At 56.3% G+C, this 21169-nt stretch carries 22 protein-coding genes; 17 read left to right on the top strand and 5 right to left on the bottom strand.

Features of this window, described 5'->3' with window-relative positions; genetic code table 11:
• The first annotated feature begins 4 nt into the window (after positions 1-4).
• On the top strand, positions 5-241 hold the full coding sequence (locus N909_RS0104665; protein WP_029912130.1) for a hypothetical protein: 237 nt from the start codon (positions 5-7) through the stop codon (positions 239-241).
• Positions 242-519: 278 nt separating this feature from the next.
• Positions 520-621, top strand: coding sequence for a deoxyribodipyrimidine photo-lyase (locus N909_RS25190; protein ID WP_084167466.1), 102 nt, complete (start codon positions 520-522; stop codon positions 619-621).
• Positions 622-679: 58 nt separating this feature from the next.
• Here the strand turns inward: N909_RS25190 and N909_RS0104655 are convergent, their stop codons facing one another.
• Both N909_RS0104655 and N909_RS0104650 read right to left on the bottom strand, forming a co-directional pair.
• Positions 680-1348 (bottom strand): hypothetical protein, encoded by a 669-nt coding sequence (locus tag N909_RS0104655; protein ID WP_029912127.1) that lies wholly within the window; start codon positions 1346-1348, stop codon positions 680-682.
• Positions 1341-1937 (bottom strand): hypothetical protein, encoded by a 597-nt coding sequence (locus N909_RS0104650; protein ID WP_029912124.1) that lies wholly within the window; start codon positions 1935-1937, stop codon positions 1341-1343. The genes N909_RS0104655 and N909_RS0104650 overlap by 8 nt, the downstream gene beginning before the upstream one ends.
• Positions 1938-2288: 351 nt before the next feature.
• Between N909_RS0104650 and N909_RS0104645 the strand changes: the two genes are divergently transcribed.
• Positions 2289-3716 (top strand): cryptochrome/photolyase family protein, encoded by a 1428-nt coding sequence (locus N909_RS0104645; RefSeq protein ID WP_029912122.1) that lies wholly within the window; start codon positions 2289-2291, stop codon positions 3714-3716.
• A 22-nt stretch (positions 3717-3738) separates the two neighbouring features.
• On the opposite strand, the gene N909_RS0104640 is transcribed toward N909_RS0104645, so the two are convergent.
• Together N909_RS0104640 and N909_RS0104635 are read right to left on the bottom strand one after the other, a co-directional pair.
• A complete protein-coding gene (locus tag N909_RS0104640) occupies positions 3739-4893 on the bottom strand; it encodes a PQQ-dependent sugar dehydrogenase (RefSeq protein ID WP_051689526.1) in 1155 nt (384 codons plus the stop codon).
• Between the two features lie 118 nt (positions 4894-5011).
• Complete coding sequence (locus N909_RS0104635) at positions 5012-6031, bottom strand: radical SAM/SPASM domain-containing protein (protein WP_029912115.1); 1020 nt, start codon at positions 6029-6031, stop codon at positions 5012-5014.
• 68 nt (positions 6032-6099) lie between these two features.
• Between N909_RS0104635 and N909_RS0104630 the strand changes: the two genes are divergently transcribed.
• The 8 genes from N909_RS0104630 to N909_RS0104595 all read left to right on the top strand — a co-directional run bounded on the left by N909_RS0104630 (position 6100) and on the right by N909_RS0104595 (position 13599).
• Positions 6100-6600 carry a cupin domain-containing protein gene (locus tag N909_RS0104630; protein WP_029912113.1) on the top strand — a complete coding sequence of 167 codons (501 nt, stop codon included), beginning with the start codon at positions 6100-6102 and terminating at the stop codon, positions 6598-6600.
• Between the two features lie 101 nt (positions 6601-6701).
• Positions 6702-7145, top strand: coding sequence for a MarR family winged helix-turn-helix transcriptional regulator (locus tag N909_RS0104625; RefSeq protein ID WP_029912110.1), 444 nt, complete (start codon positions 6702-6704; stop codon positions 7143-7145).
• 117 nt (positions 7146-7262) lie between these two features.
• Entirely contained in the window at positions 7263-7973 is a 711-nt protein-coding gene (locus N909_RS0104620; protein ID WP_029912108.1) for a pirin family protein, read from the top strand.
• Positions 7974-8180: 207 nt separating this feature from the next.
• Entirely contained in the window at positions 8181-8729 is a 549-nt protein-coding gene (locus tag N909_RS0104615) for an NADPH-dependent FMN reductase (RefSeq protein WP_029912107.1), read from the top strand.
• A gap of 33 nt (positions 8730-8762) precedes the next feature.
• The gene (locus N909_RS0104610; protein WP_029912102.1) at positions 8763-9440 is read left to right on the top strand and encodes a hydrolase; all 678 of its coding nucleotides are present in this window, start codon (positions 8763-8765) and stop codon (positions 9438-9440) included.
• Between the two features lie 119 nt (positions 9441-9559).
• Positions 9560-10705 carry a low temperature requirement protein A gene (locus N909_RS0104605; protein WP_029912100.1) on the top strand — a complete coding sequence of 382 codons (1146 nt, stop codon included), beginning with the start codon at positions 9560-9562 and terminating at the stop codon, positions 10703-10705.
• Positions 10706-11088: 383 nt separating this feature from the next.
• The gene (gene ilvB / locus N909_RS0104600) at positions 11089-12771 is read left to right on the top strand and encodes a biosynthetic-type acetolactate synthase large subunit (protein WP_029912096.1); all 1683 of its coding nucleotides are present in this window, start codon (positions 11089-11091) and stop codon (positions 12769-12771) included.
• A gap of 75 nt (positions 12772-12846) precedes the next feature.
• Positions 12847-13599, top strand: a complete 753-nt coding sequence (locus N909_RS0104595) for an alpha/beta hydrolase (RefSeq protein ID WP_029912093.1) — start codon at positions 12847-12849, stop codon at positions 13597-13599.
• A 46-nt stretch (positions 13600-13645) separates the two neighbouring features.
• Here the strand turns inward: N909_RS0104595 and N909_RS0104590 are convergent, their stop codons facing one another.
• A complete protein-coding gene (locus N909_RS0104590) occupies positions 13646-15031 on the bottom strand; it encodes a sigma-54 interaction domain-containing protein (RefSeq protein ID WP_051689525.1) in 1386 nt (461 codons plus the stop codon).
• A gap of 442 nt (positions 15032-15473) precedes the next feature.
• On the opposite strand from N909_RS0104590, the gene N909_RS0104585 reads away from it, so the two are divergent.
• The 6 genes from N909_RS0104585 (at position 15474) to N909_RS0104560 (ending at position 21090) form a co-directional block, all read left to right on the top strand.
• Complete coding sequence (locus N909_RS0104585) at positions 15474-15947, top strand: hypothetical protein (RefSeq protein WP_029912088.1); 474 nt, start codon at positions 15474-15476, stop codon at positions 15945-15947.
• Positions 15948-15970: 23 nt separating this feature from the next.
• Positions 15971-17326 (top strand): GntP family permease, encoded by a 1356-nt coding sequence (locus N909_RS0104580; protein ID WP_029912085.1) that lies wholly within the window; start codon positions 15971-15973, stop codon positions 17324-17326.
• A 16-nt stretch (positions 17327-17342) separates the two neighbouring features.
• Entirely contained in the window at positions 17343-18899 is a 1557-nt protein-coding gene (locus N909_RS0104575; RefSeq protein WP_029912082.1) for an acyl CoA:acetate/3-ketoacid CoA transferase, read from the top strand.
• 63 nt (positions 18900-18962) lie between these two features.
• Positions 18963-19379 (top strand): MaoC family dehydratase, encoded by a 417-nt coding sequence (locus N909_RS0104570; RefSeq protein ID WP_029912073.1) that lies wholly within the window; start codon positions 18963-18965, stop codon positions 19377-19379.
• Positions 19380-19389: 10 nt separating this feature from the next.
• Positions 19390-20184: an enoyl-CoA hydratase-related protein gene (locus tag N909_RS0104565; protein WP_029912070.1), complete on the top strand. Its 795-nt coding sequence runs from the start codon at positions 19390-19392 to the stop codon at positions 20182-20184.
• A 54-nt stretch (positions 20185-20238) separates the two neighbouring features.
• Complete coding sequence (locus N909_RS0104560; protein WP_029912054.1) at positions 20239-21090, top strand: 3-hydroxybutyryl-CoA dehydrogenase; 852 nt, start codon at positions 20239-20241, stop codon at positions 21088-21090.
• Positions 21091-21169: the final 79 nt, after the last annotated feature.

The following is a 21169-nucleotide window of genomic DNA, read 5'->3' as shown; positions in this document are numbered from 1 at the left end:
TAAAATGATCAGAAAACTGTGCTGCGTTCTCATTTTTATTCTGCTGGCAAATACGGTTACGTGTCGGGCCAAGGGGCAGCCTGGAGAGGAGTCTCTCACTCCAGCTGACCCTGCGGCCACCGCGACGTTGAAAAAAAAGGAACCACAGAGAAAAAACTCAGCATCGCAGGAAGATAAGCCGGGGAGTACCGCTGAAGATGAGGGCGAAGGCGACTCCGTTTATGACGACGGGCACGGCTGATAGAGCGATCCCATCAGTTTGATGGGCAAATACATTCCTGGCAGGTTCAGCACAACGGACCTGCCAGGATCCAATCAGAATTTGTTACCGGTTGAAGTCTAACTGCACCCACGTTTCTTTGGCCTTGTCTATCGTGTTCAAAAATAACCGCAGCATGCATAGGCCTTATCTGAAAGTGTTATTATTACAGCATGTTTGCAGCGCTCACATGCGCTACTGACCTGCCACCGTTGCAGAGCACGACTCTCAATTAACCTCTTACCACCCGGAAAGAAGTCATGCCTAAAGCCCCGGTGATCTTCTGGTTCAGACAGGATCTGCGGCTGGCCGATAACCCCGGCTTGACGGCGGCTGAGACCGTGCTGTCGTTCTTTTCTTGATGACGAGAATACAGTGGGTGTGGGTGTTTTCGTTTGTTTAGAGGTGACAAGCTACTGTTTACTGCTCAAGTAATTTTCTGGCTAAGCTATGCAACTCCGAGTTGGCAAGTGCAACCACTTTCTTCTTGACCGTTCGTGAGTAGTATTCCTGTTCGGTTTTGGTTAGGGCATCTCCTTCCAATTTCTTTTTAAACAGTTCTTTTTGTTTTGGTGAGAAAAGCTGCGATAAAGCATATTCCAAAGAAAATTCTTCGTAGCGGTCTTTTCGCCTGCGATCTTTCTCGATTTTTTGCTCATAATACAGTTCGAACAGGCCTCTGACTCGTTCAGGGTCGACGTCAGCGGGCCAGCTATTTGTCTGGCGGTGGGCTAAACCTTTCCGCAAGGATTTGACGAGGGTTTTGTCTTGGTCGGAAAACGACTTTTTTAACTTGTTCAGCCATGAAAAAGACAAGTGATAATGGGTGTAGACGGCTGCCGATAACAATATCAGCTGGTGGTACCGTTGTTTAAGTTCCTTGTTAGGAAGGCGTTGTTCAACTTGGTCCGAGGCAAATTGATAGCTTTCTCCTGCATTGGCCAAGAGGACAGGAAATCCCTCCCATATCCGGGTATCGTTGCTTTTGACTGCTTCAGCCAAGGTTTCATTGACCTCAAGTTCTTCATTCGGTTCGAACATTGGGAATCCGAGCCTGGATAGACTTTTGAAAAATTTATCGTCAGTCATGTGGTTCATCCTCCCGTAGTCGTTCTAGGAAGTCGTCTATGTTTGGCCTTAAGCGTTCCTCTGCGACATCATAGCTGATCATTTCGCAGAAGTGTCTCCTAAGCCGTTCCAGATCTAATTCTGCTTCATGGGATTTTGCCAACATTATGCAGTCATCAAAATCAACTCTGGTTCCACGCATTAGTTTGCTGGAGATGAGGTCATAGTCATTGAGGATGCCGATATAAAGGTGTGAGAATTCATGCAGAAGTTTGTTCCGGCCGGATTTCAGGGGTGATTCCAGTAATCCGGTTGTGTGGATGTTGTTTCCACGGAATATGTCAAAATGAAAGACTTCACCTTTTCGCTGCCAGCCATGTCCGCTGGTTTCCGTGTACCCCATTGCAGGTAATTGTTTTGTCAAGTAGTTGTATTCTTTGATTTCGGGGACCATGAAGTCGACATCTTTTGTCGATGCTTTGACGCCCAGTAAGGTCATGGCCGTGCCGCCACAAGCGATTAAGTGAACTTTTTGACGCAGAAAACGATTCCACGCTTTTAAATTGTCAAGGAGTTCATTTTTGTCAAGTCTGTATCCATTTTGTGCCATTAAATACAAATCCTTGTATTGATAAGTGCAATATATTGTATGGAATAGTACAAAAACTAATTTTTGTCAAGAGCAGCATAGTGACAGAAAAATGAGATTCCCAACAAACACAAAAGATGATGCCCGTTTAAGTCATTTCTTGTTTTCTCTATAAATAGGGCAGAGTGACCCCGCGCATCACTGGACACATCTATGTCGGATTTATAGTGTTCAAAAATAACCGCAGCATGCATAGGTCTCATCTGAAAGTGTTATTATTAAAGCATGTTTGCAGCGCTTACATGCACCACTAACCTGCTGCCATTACAGAGCACGACTCTCAATTAACCTCTTACCGCCTGGAAAGAAGTGATGCCCAAAGCTCCGGTGATCTTCTGGTTCAGACAGGATCTGCGGCTGGCCGATAACCCTGGCCTGACGGCGGCGGTGCGGGCTGGGGCTGTGCTGCCGGTTTATATTCTGGATGACGAGAATGCCGGCAAGTGGCGGATGGGGGCTGCCAGCCGTTGGTGGTTGGAGCAGGCTTTGGCGCGGCTGAACGACAGCTTGGGGGGCACACTGAGCTGCTTTGTTGGAGCTGCGGATCAGCTGCTGCCCGAGTTGGTCAGGCAGAGTGGAGCTGGAGAGGTGTTCTGGAATCGCTGTTACGAACCTTGGCGGATTTCCCGCGACAAGAAGCTCAAACAGCGACTGACCGAGCAGGGGATCAAGGTTCACAGTTATAACGCCTCGTTACTCTGGGAACCCTGGGAGATCCTGAAAAAAGACGGCACCCCGTACCAGGTGTTCACCCCTTATTTTCGCAAAGGCTGTCTGTCCGTCCCCCCGCCCAAGCCGCTGCCTCCTCCGGCGCAGGCCGAATTTATCAGTGGCAACCTGGATGCGTTGCTGTGTCCCCGCCTGGAGCCGCTGCCGGTCCGGCCCTGGCATGATAAACTGGCGGCGCGCTGGGCGGTTGGCGAGCAGCAAGCCGGGCTGGCTTTGGAGGATTTTCTTCGCGATCGTTTGCAGGGCTATAAGGAAGGGCGGGACTATCTGGCGGATGACCATGTCTCGCGGTTATCGCCGCACCTGCATTTTGGCGAAATCTCCCCGCGCCAGGTCTGGCAGGGAGCCTTGCGGGCCGGTCTTGAGGCGGGTTGCGAGGCGGATCTGGATCATTTCCTCAGTGAACTCGCCTGGCGCGAATTTTCCCATTACCTGCTCTATTATTTTCCGCAGCTGCCCGAGCACTGTTTCAACGCAAAGTTCGAAGATTTTCCCTGGCAGCGGGATGCGATGGCCTTTGATGCCTGGAAATGGGGGGAGACCGGTTATCCCCTGGTTGATGCCGGCATGCGTGAGTTGTGGGAGACCGGCACCATGCATAACCGGGCGCGGATGATCACCGCCTCGTTTTTGGTGAAGAACCAGCTGGTCGACTGGCGGATGGGGCAGGAATGGTTCTGGGACTGCTTGGTCGATGCGGATCTGGCCAGCAACAGTTTCGGCTGGCAATGGGTGGCGGGCAGCGGGGCGGATGCCGTGCCTTATTTCCGCATCTTCAACCCGGTCACCCAGGGTAAAAAGTTCGATCCCGACGGTCGCTACGTCAGGCGCTATATCCCCGAACTCAGGCGGTTGCCGGATCGTTATCTGCACGCCCCCTGGGAAGCCTCGACCGAGGTGCTGGCCGAAGCCGGAGTCCGCCTTGGGCGGGATTATCCGCAACCGGTGGTCAATCTGCAAACCTCCCGCGAAAAAGCCCTGGCCGCTTTTCATTCCCTGAAGAGGTCTTGAGGCCGCACTGTCCACCTGTTACTCAGGACGCGGGTTCGAGCCGGTAGAGGCCGCCGTCTGCTTCATCGGTCAGCAGGTAGATGTAGCCGTCCGGACCTTCCCTGACATCGCGAATCCGCCCCAGCTTATTCTGCAGGAACCGTTCTTCGGCAACCACCTTGTCCCCGTCCAGCTCCAGCCGGACCAGCAGCTGATCCTTGAGCGCGCCGACCAGCAGATTGCCCTGCCAGTGGGGGAATTTGTCGCCTTGATAAAAAGTCATTCCGGACGGGGCAATGGACGGCACCCAGTAGTGGATCGGCTGGACCAGCCCGGGTTTGTGGGTGCCTTCGCCGATTTTGGTGCCGATCCCGTAATTGACGCCATAGGTGATCACCGGCCAGCCGTAGTTGCTGCCGGGTCGGATGATGTTGATTTCATCCCCACCCTGCGGGCCATGCTCATGGGTCCACAGCTCGCCGGTTTGCGGATGGAGGGCCGCGCCCTGCATGTTGCGATGGCCCAGGTCGTACTTTTCCCCTTTCCAGCCCGGCCGGTCGACAAAAGGATTGTCCGCCGGGATTCGTCCGTCCGCGTGCAGGCGGATGACCGAACCGGCATGGTCGTCCGGTTGCTGAGCCCGCTGTTGGTCACCGCGATCGCCAAGGGTGATATAGAGATAACCCTGCTGGTCAAAGACCAGCCGCGAGCCGAAATGGCGGCCGGTTGTTGATTTGGGTTCCATGCGGAAAATAATTTCAAGATCGTTCAGTTGCTGGCCGTCCAGCCGGGCGCGGCCGACCGCTGTACCGAACCCGCCGGAACCGGGTTCGGCAAAGGAAAAATAGACCAGCCGATTGCTGCTGAACTGAGGATGCAGGGCGACATCAAGGAGCCCGCCTTGCCCCTGGCGGGCGATTTCCGGCAGGCCCGCAATGGGCTGGGACAGCTGATTGTTTTGGAAGATGCGCAAGCGGCCGGGGCGTTCGCTGATCAGGATGCCGCCTTCCGGCAGAAAGGCCATGCCCCAGGGATGTTCCAGGCCGCGGGCCAGGGGCACGCTGCGCAGATCATGTTTTTCCGTGTGGATCAGGCCAGGTTCCGGGCCGGGGCTGGCACTGAACCCGCCGAGCAGGCTGATAATGAGCGCGGCACCCAACAGGCAGCCGAGCAGGGAGCATGCGGTTCTGAACCTCATGACATAGCCTCCTGTTGCCTTGTGGCAAGTGATTGTTCGTGGCGCTGGAGCGGAGACTGTCATCATACCATGCCCGGGCGGTGGCGATTCAAGGGGCCGGCCGGAATAGGGTGGATGGTTAGAGCAGCGGGAGCAGGTTGCCAAGATTGATTTGCGGCCGGTGCCGGTACTCCCGCAGCAGGGTGACGAGTTGCTGATGTTCGGGATGGGTCGGCAGGTGAACGGCCCGACGGGTGAACTCTGCTTTGGCAAAGGTCCCCCAGTTGACCAGGCGGCTCAGGTAGACGCGGGCTTTGAGGCGGGTGGCCAGTTCGATCAGCAGGGGGATCTCCTGGAAATTGTTCTGCTGCAGCACCATGCTCAAGGTCAGGGGGAAGGGCTGCTCGGCCAGGTAGGCGAGGTTGTTGAGCAAAATCTCAAAGGAACCGCCCGGCCGGTTGACGGCATAGGTCGCAGCGCTGGCGGCGTCGACGGAGATCTCCGCTTCCTTGACCCGATCATGCAAACGGGGCAGCTGCTCCCAGCGCTGGCGGGTCCAAAGCTGGCCGTTGCTGTGCAGGCGGAGCTGGGGGATCTCCCCGCTGCTGGCATTGAGCTGGCGGAGGATCGCCAGGTAGGCCGGGCTGGCAAAGGGGTCGCCATAACCGCTCATGGTCACTTCCTCGGCCCGGGGAAGCAGCTCGGCGCAAATGATTTCACTGATCCGCCGCGCTTTGTCGCGGGCGCTCCCGGTGGCGACCTGTCTGGCGGGGCGGCAGCTCGGGCAGGCCAGGTTGCAGCTGTGATCGAAACAGAGATTGAGCCGGGTCGGCGGAAAATCGAGGTGTGCGGCCCGCGTTTCCAGTGCGCGTTTGATCCTTTGCTCGGTGACCGCGACAAGGGGCTGGACCGGACTTAAGGAGTCTGCCAGGAACGGGCAGCGGACCTTGCTGCAGTTGTGAAAGCTGCGGTTATGGATGGTTTTGCGGATCTCCTGTGCCACCGGGCTGTTCCAGATGTCGGCCACGGGCGTTTGCAACAGGTTGCCGATGGGGCGTTTCAGCCAGGCCGGACAACAAAGGAAGACATCGCCGTGCCGGTGGATTTCAAACCAGCTGAAAGGGTGGGTGCAGATCAACTGCGGGTCTGTTATGCTCACTGAAAAACTCCTGACGCCATGGGGCATCTTAGCTTGCCAGCGCTCAGAAAGGGAAGGAGCTTTCGCCCATGCATCCACGTGCTGCCCAACTTATCGCCAAACTCGATCTCCAGCCGCACCCGGAAGGGGGCTTTTTCAAAGAGGTCTATCGTTCGCAACACCAGGTCCATTCCAGCGGGGTCAACGCGGTCCGCTCGGCATTCACCGATATCTATTTTCTCCTCATCGCAGGTCAGGTCAGCCTTTGGCACCGGGTCATGCATGATGAACTGTGGAATTTTTATGAAGGTGCACCCTTGCGCCTGCTCCAACTGGCCGGCGATTTTTCCCGGTTGCATGACTATCGGCTCGATCCCGAGGGCGGCCATTACAAGCAGCTGATCAGCGCCGGCAACTGGCAGGCCGCCGAATCGGCAGGGGATTACAGCCTGGTCGGCTGCACGGTGGCGCCAGGGTTCGATTTCGCCGATTTTCGGCTCCTCAAGGATCTGCCGGAGGTGGCGGCGCGGGTCTATCATGACTATCCCGACCTGGGCCGCTTTGTGCAAAGTGGGCCGGAGCCGCGTTGATATTCAGCTCTGGAGAAAATAATTCAGGCATGGCTTGAAATATTACCTAATCGGTGATATTTTAAAGTCAATATTTCGATGTCGAAATAAATGGAGGCCGGATGAAATACCAGTTCCTCACCGAAGCGCAACGCAGTGCTCTGAATGTTTACGTGAAATTGATGCGGGCCACCAACCGGGCGACCCGGGAGATCCATCGCCATCTGCAGGAGGACAATCTGACCCACAGCCAGTTTGCCGTGTTGGAGGCCCTGTTCCACCTCGGCCCGTTGTCCCAGGGGGAGCTTTGTCAGAGGATTCTCAAGAGCAATGCCAACCTCACCACGGTGGTCGATGGTCTGGAAAAAAAGGCCCTGGTCAAGCGCGATCGTTCCCCCCATGACCGGCGCCTGGTCACGGTCAGCCTGACCGCTGCGGGGGAGGAGCTGATCGCCAGGGTGTTTCCCCGGCATGCCGAAGCCGTGGAGCGTCAGTTTGCGGTGTTGTCGGATAAAGAACAGTCGGAACTGGCCAGCTTGTTGAAGAAACTCGGTCGCGGAGAGTAAGCTTTTGACTAGATCTTTCGATGTCGAAATAAATAATTTTTTGCGGGTGCCCGGTGCGTGCCGAACCCTGTTCACCGCAGGGCGGCAGCGGTAGCTCCCGGAGCAGAGGAAAAGATCATGACTCAGATATTACATAAAGCCGCTTCGCGCGGTCTGGCCGACCACGGCTGGTTGCTCAGCAGACATACCTTCAGTTTTGCCAATTACCACGACCCGGAGCGGATGGGCTTCGGCCTGTTACGGGTCATCAACGACGACATCGTACAACCGGGCGTGGGGTTCGATGCCCACCCCCATCAGAACATGGAGATCATTTCCATCCCCCTGGTCGGGGCCTTGCGCCATCAGGACAGCATGGGCAACAAGCATGTCATCATGGCCGGCGACGTCCAGGTGATGTCGGCGGGAGCGGGCCTGGTTCACTCGGAATATAACGCGTCCTCCAGCGAGGAGGTCAACTTTCTGCAGATCTGGATCAAGCCCAAAGAGCAAGATATCCCCCCCCGCTATGGACAGCAGCGTTTTGAGCGGAGCGAGCGCCGCAACCGCTTTCAGACCCTGGTGTCCCCGGAGAAAGAAGCGGCTGCCATCTGGATCAATCAGGACGCCTGGTTATCCATGGCCAGTCTGGAAGCCGGTGCTTCGCTGCACTATTCTCCCCATCAGCAGGGGACGGGGCAGTACTTTTTTGTGATCAGCGGTCAGCTGACCATCGCCGGACAAGCCCTTGAACCACGGGACGGGTTCGGCCTGGTTGCTGACGGGGATGTCCCAATCCATGCCGCCGGCGCAGCCGAAGTGCTGTGCATTGAAGTGGCCATGAAATAACGCTTAGCAAGTTGTCATCCGGGAACGGCCTTTTTCGCCGTGGCGGTGGCAATCTGCGGGCTTATTTGTGCGGCGTAAAGAACTACGCCTCCGCAGAAGCCCTTGATGGCCTAGCCACAACGGAAAATTGCTCGTTTCCAATCTGAAAACTTATGCATTGGCATCCGGAGTTTCCGGATGCTACCCAGCAAGCAAAAGGAGTCAACCATGAAAAGCCTGAAAATTCTCGGTATCTGCGGCAGTCTGCGACGTCAGTCAACCAATATGGGATTGTTGCGCTACGCTCAACAGCATGCCCCGGCCGGGGTGGAGATCAAAATCGCCGAGCTGGCCGAGGTGCCGTTTTACAATGCCGATTATCAGGAAAAGCCCCAGGCGGTCCAGACGCTGCTGGCCGATTTCGAACAGGCCGACGCCCTGCTGTTCGCCTGCCCGGAATACAATTATTCCCTGGCCCCGGCGCTGAAGAACGCCCTGGACTGGGCCTCGCGCGAGCCGGACAATCACCTGCTGAGCGGCAAGCCGGCGGCGATCATGGGCTCCGGCGGCGGCATGAAATCTGGGCGGGCTCAGTATCATTTGCGGCAGGTGTGTGTGTTTCTTAATCTGCATCCGTTGAACAGACCGGAGATCTTCTGCAGCGCCTTCGGTAACAGCTTTGATCCTGATGGCAATCTGATCGATGAGAAAGCCCAGGAACTGATCGTGCAGCAGCTGGCAGCATTGCAGGACTGGACGCAACGGTTGCGTCCTTGAAGCGGGAACCCGCAAGAAGAGGAGAGATACATCATGGCAAATATTCTTGCACATACTGATGGCGGACTATTGACAGCGGATAACTGCGCGGTCGTCTTTATCGATCATCAGCCACAAATGACTTTCGGAGTGGCGAATATCGACCGGCAGTTGCTGCTCAATAATGTGGTGATGCTGGCCAAGGGGGCCAAGGAATATAAGGTCCCGGTCATTCTCACCGCAGTTGAAACCGAATCTTTCAGTGGGTACGTCTGGCCGGAGCTGATGGACGTTTTCCCCGGCCAGCAGCCGGTGGAACGCAGCAGCATGAATTCCTGGGACGATGAGAAGTTTCGTGCCGCGGTCAAGGCGACTGGGAAAAAAAATATCGTTATTGCCGGCCTCTGGACCGAAGTCTGTGTTGCCTGGCCGACTCTGAATATGCTGGCGGAAGGCTATAATGTTTATATCGTCGAGGACGCCTGCGGAGCGACTTCCGCCATTGCCCACGACGCAGCAATGCGGCGGACGGTGCAAGCCGGGGCGGTGCCGATGACCAGCGTCGCGACGGTGCTTGAGTTCCAACGCGACTGGGCCAACAAGGAGCACTACGATGCGGTCCTGAATATCTTCCGCAAGCATGGCGGCGCTTACGGTGATGGCATCGATTATGCCTATACCATGGTCCATAAAGCCCCACAGGCGGCCAAGAATCCGCACCACGTCAAATAGCTGTTCCCAAGGAACGGCAGCTGAGCATATCAGCAGGTCTGCCGGCTGTCGTTCCTTTGGGCTCCAAGCAGAGTTCTGCAACCACCTGTTGGGATATCCCGGGCTTTCAGGGAGGAACCATGCCTGCTCAAATGGCTCTCAGGACAGACGAATCGGGACGCAAAGCGACCTGGCTGGAACTCTTCTACGACCTGATCTACGTCGTTGTCATAGCCCGTCTTGTCCACTCCCTGGCCGATCATGCCGCAAACCATTTGACGGTTTGGGCAGTGTTTGAATTTATCTTTCTTTTCATCCCGGTCTGGTGGGCTTGGACCGGCCACACTCTCTTTGCCAACCGCTTTGATCCTGACGATACGCCACAGCGCTTGCTGACCCTGGCACAGATATTTTTCCTGATTCTTCTGGCCGGCTCGATTGAAGGGGTCTTCAGCGGCGGCGCTTTTTATTTTGCCCTCTATTATGCCCTGGTTCGGAGCTTGCTGGTGCTCATGTACTGGAGAGTCCACAGCCATGCCCCTCACCTGCATCCGGTGACCATACCATTTCTGTTTGGGTTTTCAGCAGGAGTGGTTCTGTGGCTGCTATCCCTGGCCTTTAGCGGCGCACTCCAATATATGCTTTGGGGTGCTGCGCTGCTGGTTGATTTTCTGACTCCACCGTTGGCACGTAAAATCCTCAGCGAGATATCGGTCCATCGGCATCACCTTCCCGAACGGCTGGGCCTGTTGACGATTATCCTCTTGGGAGAGTCGGTCACCGGACTTGTCAGCGGGCTGGGAAAAGGACCCTGGCAATGGCCTTCTCTGATGTCCCTGACGGGAGCTTTCATCCTCATGGCCGGCATCTGGTGGTTGTACTTTGAGACCCTGGAAACCTTAGTCGTTAATGCAAAATTGAAAGCGGCACAGCTGGCTATTTACGGGCATGCCATTATCTACGCGGGGCTGGCCTTTGTCGCTGCGGGAATGGCGTTGTGCATTAAGCAGGAAACCTCGACCGCAGATACCGCCTTGTTACTGAGTGGAGGAATGATAGCCATATTGGTCCCATTGCTTGCTGTTTGTGCACCTTTGATTCCTGCTCCGCATAACCGCAGTTTTGTTGTCACCATGATCGTTTTATTGGCCACTTATCTCTGTTTTTCCTGGGGGCTGCAATTCGTTTCCATAGAGTGGCAGTGTCTTGTGGCCGCAGTGCCTGTCTGCGTATTTATCGGATGGCATGCGCAACGTGGATATCTGTTGACCTGCAAAATCGACTGACCGCTTTTTCTTTGCTGGTTCGTAGTTGAATTGGTCTAAGGGAGCTATGTCCTTGTGCTTTCCCATTGAGTTTATCGTCCAGGTTTTTCGGATTCTAAGCCTTCGCTGCTCTGTGGGCGACGGATAAAACAGTGTTGACATTTATTCGCTATTTCCTATACAGTTCTTCGGCAAGGAGAGAAGATATGTTGCGCAGCTTAGTGAATGTTGTTCTAGTACTGGTCGTAGTCGTCATGAATTGACGGCTCGGAGCTATCTTCGGTTATCACAGAATCGAGGGAGCACGGGTCATTCGCCCCGCGCTCCCTTTGCAGTTTTAGCAAAGACCGCTGGGCGCAATCGCCCATGCGGTCTTTTTTTATTTTTTCTGAAGGAGAACACGGATGCAGAATGGGGCTCAGATCCTGGTGGAATGTTTGAAACGTGAGGGGGTTGATACGATTTTCGGCTATCCCGGTGCGCGCACCCTGCTGTTGCATGACGCACTGCTGGATGATCCGGATATCCGCCATATCCTGGTTCGTCATGAGCAGGCCGCGGCGCACGCGGCGGATGGCTATGCCCGCACCACCGGCAAGGTCGGGGTCTGCCTGAGCACCTCCGGACCCGGGGCAACCAACCTGGTGACCGGGATCGCCACCGCCTACATGGATTCGGTCCCCATGGTCGCGCTGACCGGCCAGGTGACCACGCTGGATATCGGCAACGATGCTTTCCAGGAAGCGGATATTGCCGGGATCACCCGGCCGATCAGCAAGCATAACTATGTGGTCACCGATATCAAGGATCTGGCCAGAATCATCCGCGAAGCCTTCTATATCGCCCGGACCCGGCGACCCGGCCCGGTGGTGGTCGACCTGCCCAGCGATGTGATTGCGGCGGTGAGCAATGACGGCATCCCGGAGCAGGTGACCCGGCGTGGTTATCAGGACAGTCCCCAGCTCAATTTCAAGCAGCTGGGGCGGGCTGCGGCAATGATCAACAAAGCCAAGCGGCCGCTGATCTATGCCGGTGGCGGGGTGGTTCAGTCGAACTCCTCGGCGTTGTTGCGGGCGGTGGCGGAAAAGGGGCAGATCCCGGTGACCCATACGCTGATGGGGGTCGGTCTGATGGACCCGCAGTCACCCCTGGCCGTCGGCATGCTCGGGATGTACGGCGCCTGGTACGCCAATATGGCGGTCAATCAGTGCGATTGCCTGATCGCCATCGGTGCCCGGTTTGACGACCGGGTGACGGGCAAGGTGGAGGCTTTTGCGCCCAATGCCAAGATCATTCATTTTGATATCGATCCGGCCAGTATCCACAAGGTGGTGCAGGAGGGGCTGCCCATCGTCTGCGATGCGGGGGAGGCGTTGCAGCAACTGCTGGAGCTGGTTGAGCCGCGCGATCGCTCGGCCTGGCTGACCGAAATCGCCGTGTTCAAGGAACAGGGCCCGCTGCCGCGCGACCAACGCGAGCACATCATGCCTCACGAAGTGATGGAGGCCTTGCATGAAGTGGCCGGTGACAACCCGGTGGTGGCTTCGGATGTCGGCCTGTCGCAGATGTGGACGGCCAACTACTTCCCTTTTTCCCAGCCGCGTCAGTATATTACCAGCGGCGGACTCGGTACCATGGGCTATGCGTTGCCCGCGGCGCTGGGTGCGGCTATCGGCAATGTCGAACGGCCGGTCTTCGCCATCAACGGGGACGGGGCGTTTCAGATGAACTGTCAGGAACTGGCCACCTGCGCCCAGTACGGCATCCCGGTCAAGTGCATCATCATCAATAACGGCAAGCTTGGCATGGTGCGGCAATTCCAGAACCTGTTCCTTGGCTCGCGCTATGCGTCCACCGACCTTGAGGCCAAGGTTGATTTCTGTATGGTTGCCAAGGGCTTCGGCGTGGCCGGGAAAAAGGTCGGCAGTCTCGGCGAATTCCGGGAAGCGTTGCGCTGGGCCGTGGATTATCCGGGGCCGGTGGTGCTGGATGTTGCCATCCATCCGGATACCTTTGCTTTCCCCATGGTGCCGCCAGGCAAGGAAACCACGGCGATGATCTTCAATGCCGGTAACGCCGGGGATTGAGCAATGCGGCCTGCTATACTGATGAGCAGGCGCGAACTGTCAGCTTTATAAAACAGCCTGCCAAGGAGAAAGAGCATGACGGATTTACTGGATCATCCGGTCATCAGCGGGCGGTATTTTTACCCTCTTGACGGAGATTTTCCCGACCCGTTCTGGATCGATTGCGGCGACGCCCGGCTGGCCTGCAGCTATCATGAGGTCGATCCGGCGGCAAAGACCCTGGTGCATTTTCATGGTAACGGTGAGATCGTTGCGGACTGGCGCGGCAGCTTTGTGCACCGGGTCGGGCAGGTGGGGATGAATGTGCTGCTGGCGGAATACCGTGGCTACGGAGCGTCGACCGGGCGTCCCCAGCTCGGGCGGATGCTGGCCGATGTCGGGGTGATCGGTCGGGCCCTTGGGCAGCCGGCGGAGCAGTTGGTCTTTTTCGGCCGCAGTGTCGGCTCGATCTTTGCCATCGAGGCGGCTGCGACCTTCCCCGGCGCCGCGGGGCTGATTCTGGAAAGCGGCATCGCCGATGTCCTGGAACGGCTGCTGCTGCGTCTGCGCCCGGAGGAACTCGGGGTGAGTGAAGCGCAGCTGCGCCAGGTCGTTGCCGAGCGGCTGGATCACCAGCGGAAGTTGGCGCAATACCTGGGGCCGGTGCTGGTTTTACACACCCGGCACGACGAACTGGTCGAGGTCAGCCATGGCCAGCGCCTCTATGCCTGGGCCGGTGGGCAGAAAGAGATCGAGATCTTCCCCCATGGCGGGCACAACGATATCATGGCGGTCAACGCCCCGGCCTATTTCGCCGCCCTGAACGCGTTCCTGGCCCGGCTCAAATGATCGCCGGGTTGGTAAAAGTCCCGGGACGGACCTTTGCACCAATCAGTCAGAGCTGGTACTCCTTCATCTTTTTGTAAAGGTTGGCACGGCTGATCCCGAGCAGTCTGGCGGTCAGATTTTTGTTGAACTTGGTTTCGGCAAGCTTTTCCTGAATCGCCTGTTTCTCGATGTCCTTGATCAGCGCCGGCAGCTTTTTATCCGTGCCGATCAGGGCCGGGGTGCTCCCCTGACTGTGCAGCCGGGGCGGGAGATGTTTTTTCTGGATGACAGTTTCGCTGTCAAGCAGGTTGATCGCCCGCTCAATGACGTTTTCCAGTTCGCGCACATTGCCGGGCCAGCTGTAATGCATGAAGGCGTCAAAGACCTCGTTGTCGATTTTTTCGACATACAACCCCATCTTGCTGGAGAGTTTCATCAGCAGGTCGTTGGCAATGGTGCGGATTTCACAGAGCCGGTCACGCAGCGGCGGCAGGCTGATCTTGACGACATCGAGGCGGTAGTAGAGGTCTTCGCGGAAGGTCTTCGCTTCCATCGCCTCAAGCAGATTGATGTTGGTCGAGGTGATGATCCTGACATCGAGCTTGATGGTCTTTTCCCCGCCCAGCCGGTTCAGTTCCTGTTCCTGCAGCACCCGGAGCAGCTTCGCCTGCATATTCAACGGCATCTCGCCGATCTCGTCGAGGAGCAGGGAGCCGCCGTTGGCCAGTTCGAACTTGCCTTTCTTCCCCTCTTTGCGCGCGCCGGAAAAAGCGCCGGCTTCATAACCGAACAGCTCGGATTCCAGCAGCTCGCCGGGAATGGCCGCGCAGTTGACCCTGATAAAGGGATTGTTCCCACGTTTGCTGGCCTTGTGGATGGCATGGGCATAAAGCTCCTTGCCGGTGCCGCTTTCGCCAACGATCAGGACATTGGAGTCGGTGCGTGAGGCATGCATGGCCAGCTGCTTGACGTTGCGGCTAAGGTCCGAATTGCCGCTGATCTGGTTGAAAAAATAGTTGTTGCTCAGTTCTTTGCTGAGCACGTTTTTGTAGTAGTCGACTTCGCTTTCCAGCCGGGAAACCTTCTGTGCCAGTGAGTAGAGCTCCTTGGCGTCCTTGAAAATAACCTTGCCGACCACCCCCAGCAACTTGTTGTCCCGGTCCAGAATCGGAATCCTGCTCGCCACCATATGGTTGCCGTTGATCTCCTGAATATCGCCTATTTCACTGGTCCGGGTATCCAGAACATGGTGCATGCGGGTGTTTTGGATCACCTCGGTGACATGTTTGCCGGCATAGTCCTTGACCTGCAGGAATTCCCGGTAGGACTCGCTCATCATGACAACCCGGCCGTTGTGGTCGATGATGACGACCATTTCGTCAAGTGAATCGAGCAGGGTCTCCAAAATTTCCGAATGATTCAGCAGGCTGTCTTCATTTCTTTTCGAAGTCATATGCTGTCCCTCGGCAAGCTCTCGGGCTCACCTCTTCTGCATGTTCTCCGGCGTGGCAACGGGTTGCTTCACCGGAAAACAACATTCTATGCGTTTGTCCGCAGGCTGATTCTTTATCCTCAATTGTAAGGATTTTATGAGCATAAACGAGACCTTATATCTCTGCTGGCACGCCTTGGGGAAAAGTAGTGTCTGAAAAGTAGACATGTCTATTTTGAGTACAGTAGCCGTCAAGCTCAGGTTCTAACGGCAAAGGGGGCAAGACGGATCTTTATAGTGTCCACAAAAAAGACAATTGCTGCAAGGCCGTCAGGTTTCTCCAGCGCGGGAAATGCGCGCGACGAATACCGTCATAACAGCATTTGACTGCTAATTTCAAGAAAAAATCCCATATGGCACATGAATTGCTCTATGTGGAAAAAGGAGAAGAAAGGAGTTCTCAATGATGATGACTTTAAATGAAGGAACAATGAAGTTTGCTTTTCATGGGGTGGGAGTAATATTGCTTATTCAAAATATATATTTCTACAATTTGAAATTCGGTTGGACAGTCCTTCCTCTGTTTGTTCTGTATGCCATTATTATTGATATCTTTAAAGCTGAAATAAGGAGTTATAAAAAAGAATTAATTTCATTACTGATATTCTCAAGTTTTTCCTTATCGCTAATCTTCTTGAATCAAAATAACAGTACCTATTTTACGATAGCCAGTATCGAGCTTTTAGCAGTCATTGCATTTTGTTTTCAATTGGTTCTTAAGATGTTTTTTCTTTTTAAAAATGAAGAACCTGGTTTTTTTATTAACACCAGAAACTCGAGGTTAATAGAGAAGAAAACAAGGTTTATGCCGGCCTTTTTGATCTGTATTGAATTCGCCCTTGTTTTCGCTGCCACCCGGGTCCTGTTGGGACTCTGAAATCAAACTGGAGGTTTTAATTTATGGATGCTGTTGCCGTAGTTTTGTCGTTGATTTTGTTGATGTACTTTGCGTACCGGGGGGTTACGGTCCTGGTGCTGGCACCGCTGCTGGCCATGTGCACAGTGTTGGTGACCGGGGATTTCCCGATGCTGGTGGCCTGGACCAATAAGTTCATGCCCGCTGCAGCGAGCTATATCAAGGCGTACTTTCCGGTCTTCCTGACCGGCGCGATTTTTGGAAAGCTGATGGGTGCCAGCGGTTGCGCCCGCTCTGTCGCCCATTACATTTCCTCCAAGTTCGGGAAGAAACGGGCGATCGCCGCGGTGATCATCTCCACCGGGCTGCTGGTGTACGGCGGGGTCTCCCTGTTTGTCGTGGTGTTTGCCGTCTACCCCATCGGCGCAACCCTGTTCCGGGAAGCGGATATCCCGAAAAGATTCCTCCCCGGTGCCATCGCTGCCGGTGCTTTTACTTTCGCCATGACCGCGATTCCCGGTACTCCGCAATATATCAACACCATCCCGATTCCGGCTTTCCATACTGATATCTATGCCGCCCCAATCCTCGGTATTGTTGGCGCCCTGATAATGTGTGTTGGCTCGATCATGTGGCTGAACTATCGCTCGGCCAAAGCTATGGCCGGCGGCGAAGGCTACGGCGATCATCCCGATGAAGGGCTTTCCACCGAAGGTTACATGCCGAATGTCTGGCTGTCCATGGCCCCCATCGTGCTGGTGTTTATCATCAACTTTGTTTTGACCAACGGGATCTTTAAAACCGAGGCCGCCATCAAGTACTACGCTCCTTACGGCGGGGTCAGCGGGATCTGGTCCGTGGTGGTTGCCCTGTCCGCTGCCATTATCCTGCTGCTGGTGATTTTTCAGAAAGCCATCGCCCAGCCCAACAAGGAAGTCTTCGACGGTGCGGTCGGCGGCCTGCTGCCGATTTTCAACACCGCGTCTGAGGTCGGTTACGGTGGCGTTATCAAATCCCTGGCCGTATTCGGCGGCATCAAGGCGGCCATCATCAGCATCCCCGGTCCACCGCTGATCTCAGTGGCCGTTTCCACCACCGCCCTGGCCGGGATTATCGGTTCGGCCTCCGGTGGTACCGCTCTGGCTGTGGAAGCACTGGGCTCCGACTTCTTGAAAATGGCGGTCGCTAACGGTATCGACCCAGGCGTTATCCACCGCATCATGATTATGGCCGCCGGCGGTCTGGATACCTTCCCGCACTGTGGTGCAGTCATCACCCTGTTGGCCGTGACCCGGCTGACTCATAAAGAATCCTATATGGATATCGCGGTTTGCACCATGGCAATTCCGTTGATCGCCACAGCCGTGGCAATTGTCCTGGCAACCATGGGCGTGGTCTGAGGCTTGGAGAAGAGATATGGCAGTCAAGATTTTAACAGCAAGAGAAGCCGTCGATTACATCGAAGATGGCGCGGTCGTGGCAACCGGCGGATTTGTCGGCCTCGGGGTTCCCGAAGAGATTGAAATGGTCCTGGAGGAAAAGTTCCTGGCGGAGCAGAGCCCCCGCGACCTGACCCTGGTTTATGCCGCCGGGCAGGGGGATGGTCAAGACAAAGGGCTGAACCATTTTGCCCACAGCGGCCTGGTCAAGCGGGTCATCGGCGGCCACTGGGGGCTGGCCCCGAAACTGGGCAAGCTGGCCATCGCCAATGAGATCGAGGCCTATAACCTGCCGCAGGGGGTGATCTCCCACATGTTCCGGGATATCGCCGCGAAAAAGCCGGGGACTATCACCCATATCGGCCTGAAGACCTTTATCGACCCGCGCCTGGAAGGTGGAAAGATCAACCAGCGGACCACTGAAGATATGGTTGAACTGGTCGAGTTTGACGGAGCCGAATATCTCCGCTACCGGCACTTCAAGCCGGACATCGCCCTGTTACGCGGCTCCTATGCCGATGAAAGCGGCAATATCTCCTTTGAAGATGAGGCGGTCACCCTGGAATCCCTGTCCATCGCCCAGGCGACCAGAAACTCCGGCGGCAAGGTCATCGTCCAGGTCAAAGGGATTGTTCAGAATGGCTCCCTGGACCCGCGCTTTGTGAAGATCCCGGGGATCTATGTCGATGCCGTGGTGGTGGTGAGCTCCCTCAAATATCACATGCAATCCTTTGGCGTCGATTACAACGCGTCCTACTGCGGCAGCAAACGGGCGGTGCTCAAAGGTGCCTCTGAGGAGGCCCTGACCGAAAGAAAGATCATCGGTCGTCGGGCGGCCTTGGAGCTGCGTCCGAACGTCGCGGTCAACCTTGGCATCGGCGTGCCGGAAGTCATCGCCGTGGTCGCCAATGAAGAAGGGATCGGTAGCGAGATGGTCCTGACCGTCGAGGCCGGCCCGGTCGGCGGGGTGCCCGCCAACGGTCTGAGTTTCGGCGCTTCGGCCAACCCGGCCATGGTGCTGGACCAGCCCTATCAGTTCGATTTCTACGACGGCGGCGGCCTGGACCTGGCCTTTTTGGGGCTGGCGCAGTGTGACCGCAAGGGGAATATCAACGTCTCCAAGTTTGGCCCCAAGGTGGCCGGCTGCGGTGGTTTCATCAACATCACCCAGACCTCGAAGCAGGTCATTTACTGCGGCGCCTTTACCGCCCGGGGGCTCAAGATCGAGGCCGCCGACGGCACGCTGCGCATTCTCGAAGAGGGGTCGGTGAAAAAGTTCATCGACAATGTCGAGCAGATCACCTTCAGCGGCGATTACGCCAACGATATTGCCCAGGATGTCATGTACATCACCGAGCGGGCGGTTTTTAAGCTGACTCGCGCCGGCCTGGAGCTGATCGAAATTGCTCCGGGTGTTGATCTGGAAAGGGACGTTCTGCAGCAGATGGAGTTCACGCCGATCATCTCCGCTGACCTGAAGTTGATGGACGCACGGATTTTCCGCCCAGAGCCAATGGGGCTGGCAAAAGCTTAACCGTTTTTTTATGAACCGCCCGGTCGACGCACGTGCTGCGGCCGGGCACTTGAGGAGGATAGCATGAAAGGATTGACCATTGCCGAGATCAGCCTTGGCGATCAGGCAAGTTTCCAGAAAACCATCACCGAGACCGATGTTTACCTGTATGCCGGCATTACCGGCGACAACAATCCCGCCCACATCAACGAGGTCGTGGCCGCTGAAAGCCGTTTCAAAGGGCGGATTGCCCACGGCATGCTGGTGTCCGGACTGATTTCGGCGGTGCTGGGTGTCCAGCTGCCCGGTCCTGGCACCATTTACCTGGGGCAGGAGCTGAAGTTTACCGCCCCGGTGAAATTCGGTGACACGATCAAGGCTGAGGTCGAAGTGGTTGAGAAGCGCGATGAGAAAAATATCCTCAAGCTGAAAACCACCTGCACCAACCAGGACGGGACCGTGGTGATTGAAGGCATGGCCACGGTCATGCCGCCGAAGTAGCGGGTGCGCTATGGAGACGCAATTGATCGAAGAGCGCCGCGAAGGGACCACCGCGGTTTTGACCATCAACCGGCCGCAGGCGTTGAATGCCCTGAACACTGCCGTTCTTCGGCAGTTGGACGAGGCCGTGGCCAGGGTGGCTGACGATGCAGCGGTTCGCGTGCTGGTCTTGACCGGCGCGGGCAAGGCGTTCGTCGCCGGTGCCGATATCGCGGAAATGGCAACTCTTGACCCCATCCAGGCCCGTGCTTTCTCCGCTTTTGGAGCGCGCGTGTTCCGGGCCCTGGAGCTGCTGGATAAACCGGTCATCGCCGCGGTTAACGGTTTCGCCCTGGGCGGGGGGTGCGAGCTGGCCATGGCCGCGGATATCCGGTTGGCTTCCCAGAAAGCCAAATTCGGCCAGCCCGAAGTCGGCCTCGGCATCATCCCCGGTTTTAGCGGGACCCAGCGGCTGGCACGGTTGGTGGGGATCGCCAAAGCCAAGGAACTGATCTATTCCGGAAAAATCATCCCGGCCGCCGAGGCCGCCGCCATCGGCCTGGTCAATCAGCTTTATGAACCGGAGGAGCTGCTTCCGGCGGCTCTTGAACTGGCTGCACAGATCGCCGCCCAGAGCCCGGCCGCGGTTGCGCTGGCCAAGACCGCCATCGGGCGCGGTGCCGACCTGGCTATCGAAGCCGGAATAGAGCTGGAAAACGACCTGTTCGCGCTCTGTTTTGCCGGTCCCGACCAACGGGAAGGGATGACGGCGTTCCGGGAAAAACGGCCGGCGGTTTTTACTGCCACGGTTGCAGGCAAATCATAATCATTAAGGAGGAGCATCATGAGCGCTGAAGTTTCTAAGGATGCAATTAAAAATATGAAAATCGCCGTGATCGGCGCCGGGACCATGGGCGCAGGAATCGCCCAGGTTTTTGCCGAGAACGGGTTTACCGTGCTGATCAAGGAAGTCAAGGAAGAGCTTTATCAACGCGGCCTGGCCAACATCGACAAGAATCTGGCCCGGAGCGTCAAGAAGGAGAAAATCAGCGAACAGGACAAAGTCGCGATCGTGGCCCGCCTGAGCGGCACCACAGAGGTCACGGATCTGGCTGACTGTGACCTGGTTGTCGAAGCCGCGGTGGAGAACATGGCCATCAAGAAGACCATCTTTGCCGAACTCGACAAGGTTTGCAAACCGTCCGCGATCCTCGCTACCAATACCTCGTCCCTGTCGATCACCGAGGTCGCCATCAACACCGAGCGGGCCGACAAAGTGATCGGCATGCACTTTTTCAATCCTGTGCCGGTGATGAAGCTGGTTGAAGTGATCACCGGTATCGCCACGTCCGAAGAGACCTGTGCCAAGATCCTGGCCCTGTCCGAGCTGCTCGGCAAAACCGCGGTGGAAGTCAAGGAAGCCCCCGGCTTTGTGGTCAACCGGATTCTTATCCCGATGATCAACGAAGCGGTCGGGATTCTGGCCGACGGAGTGGCCAGCGCAGAGGATATTGATCTGGCCATGACCCTGGGCGCCAACCATCCCATCGGGCCTTTGGCCCTGGCCGACCTGATCGGCAACGATGTCAACCTGGCAATTATGGAAGTGCTGTACGAAGAGTACGCCGATTCCAAATACCGTCCCCACCCGTTGTTGCGCAAGATGGTGCGCGGCGGACTGCTGGGCCGGAAAACCGGACGCGGCTTTTTCGACTATACCCCGGCCGGATAAGGGTTGCCGCTAACCGCTCGTGCCGGACCGTAACAATCGCGTTGCAACCCGCTTGCAACGAGTTTTTTGCAGAACACTG

Source organism: Pelobacter seleniigenes DSM 18267 (assembly GCF_000711225.1).
Classification (GTDB): Bacteria; Desulfobacterota; Desulfuromonadia; order Desulfuromonadales; family Geopsychrobacteraceae; genus Seleniibacterium; species Seleniibacterium seleniigenes.
The sequence above is the reverse complement of the archived record's forward strand: the minus strand, read 5'-3'. Positions and strand labels throughout refer to the sequence as shown.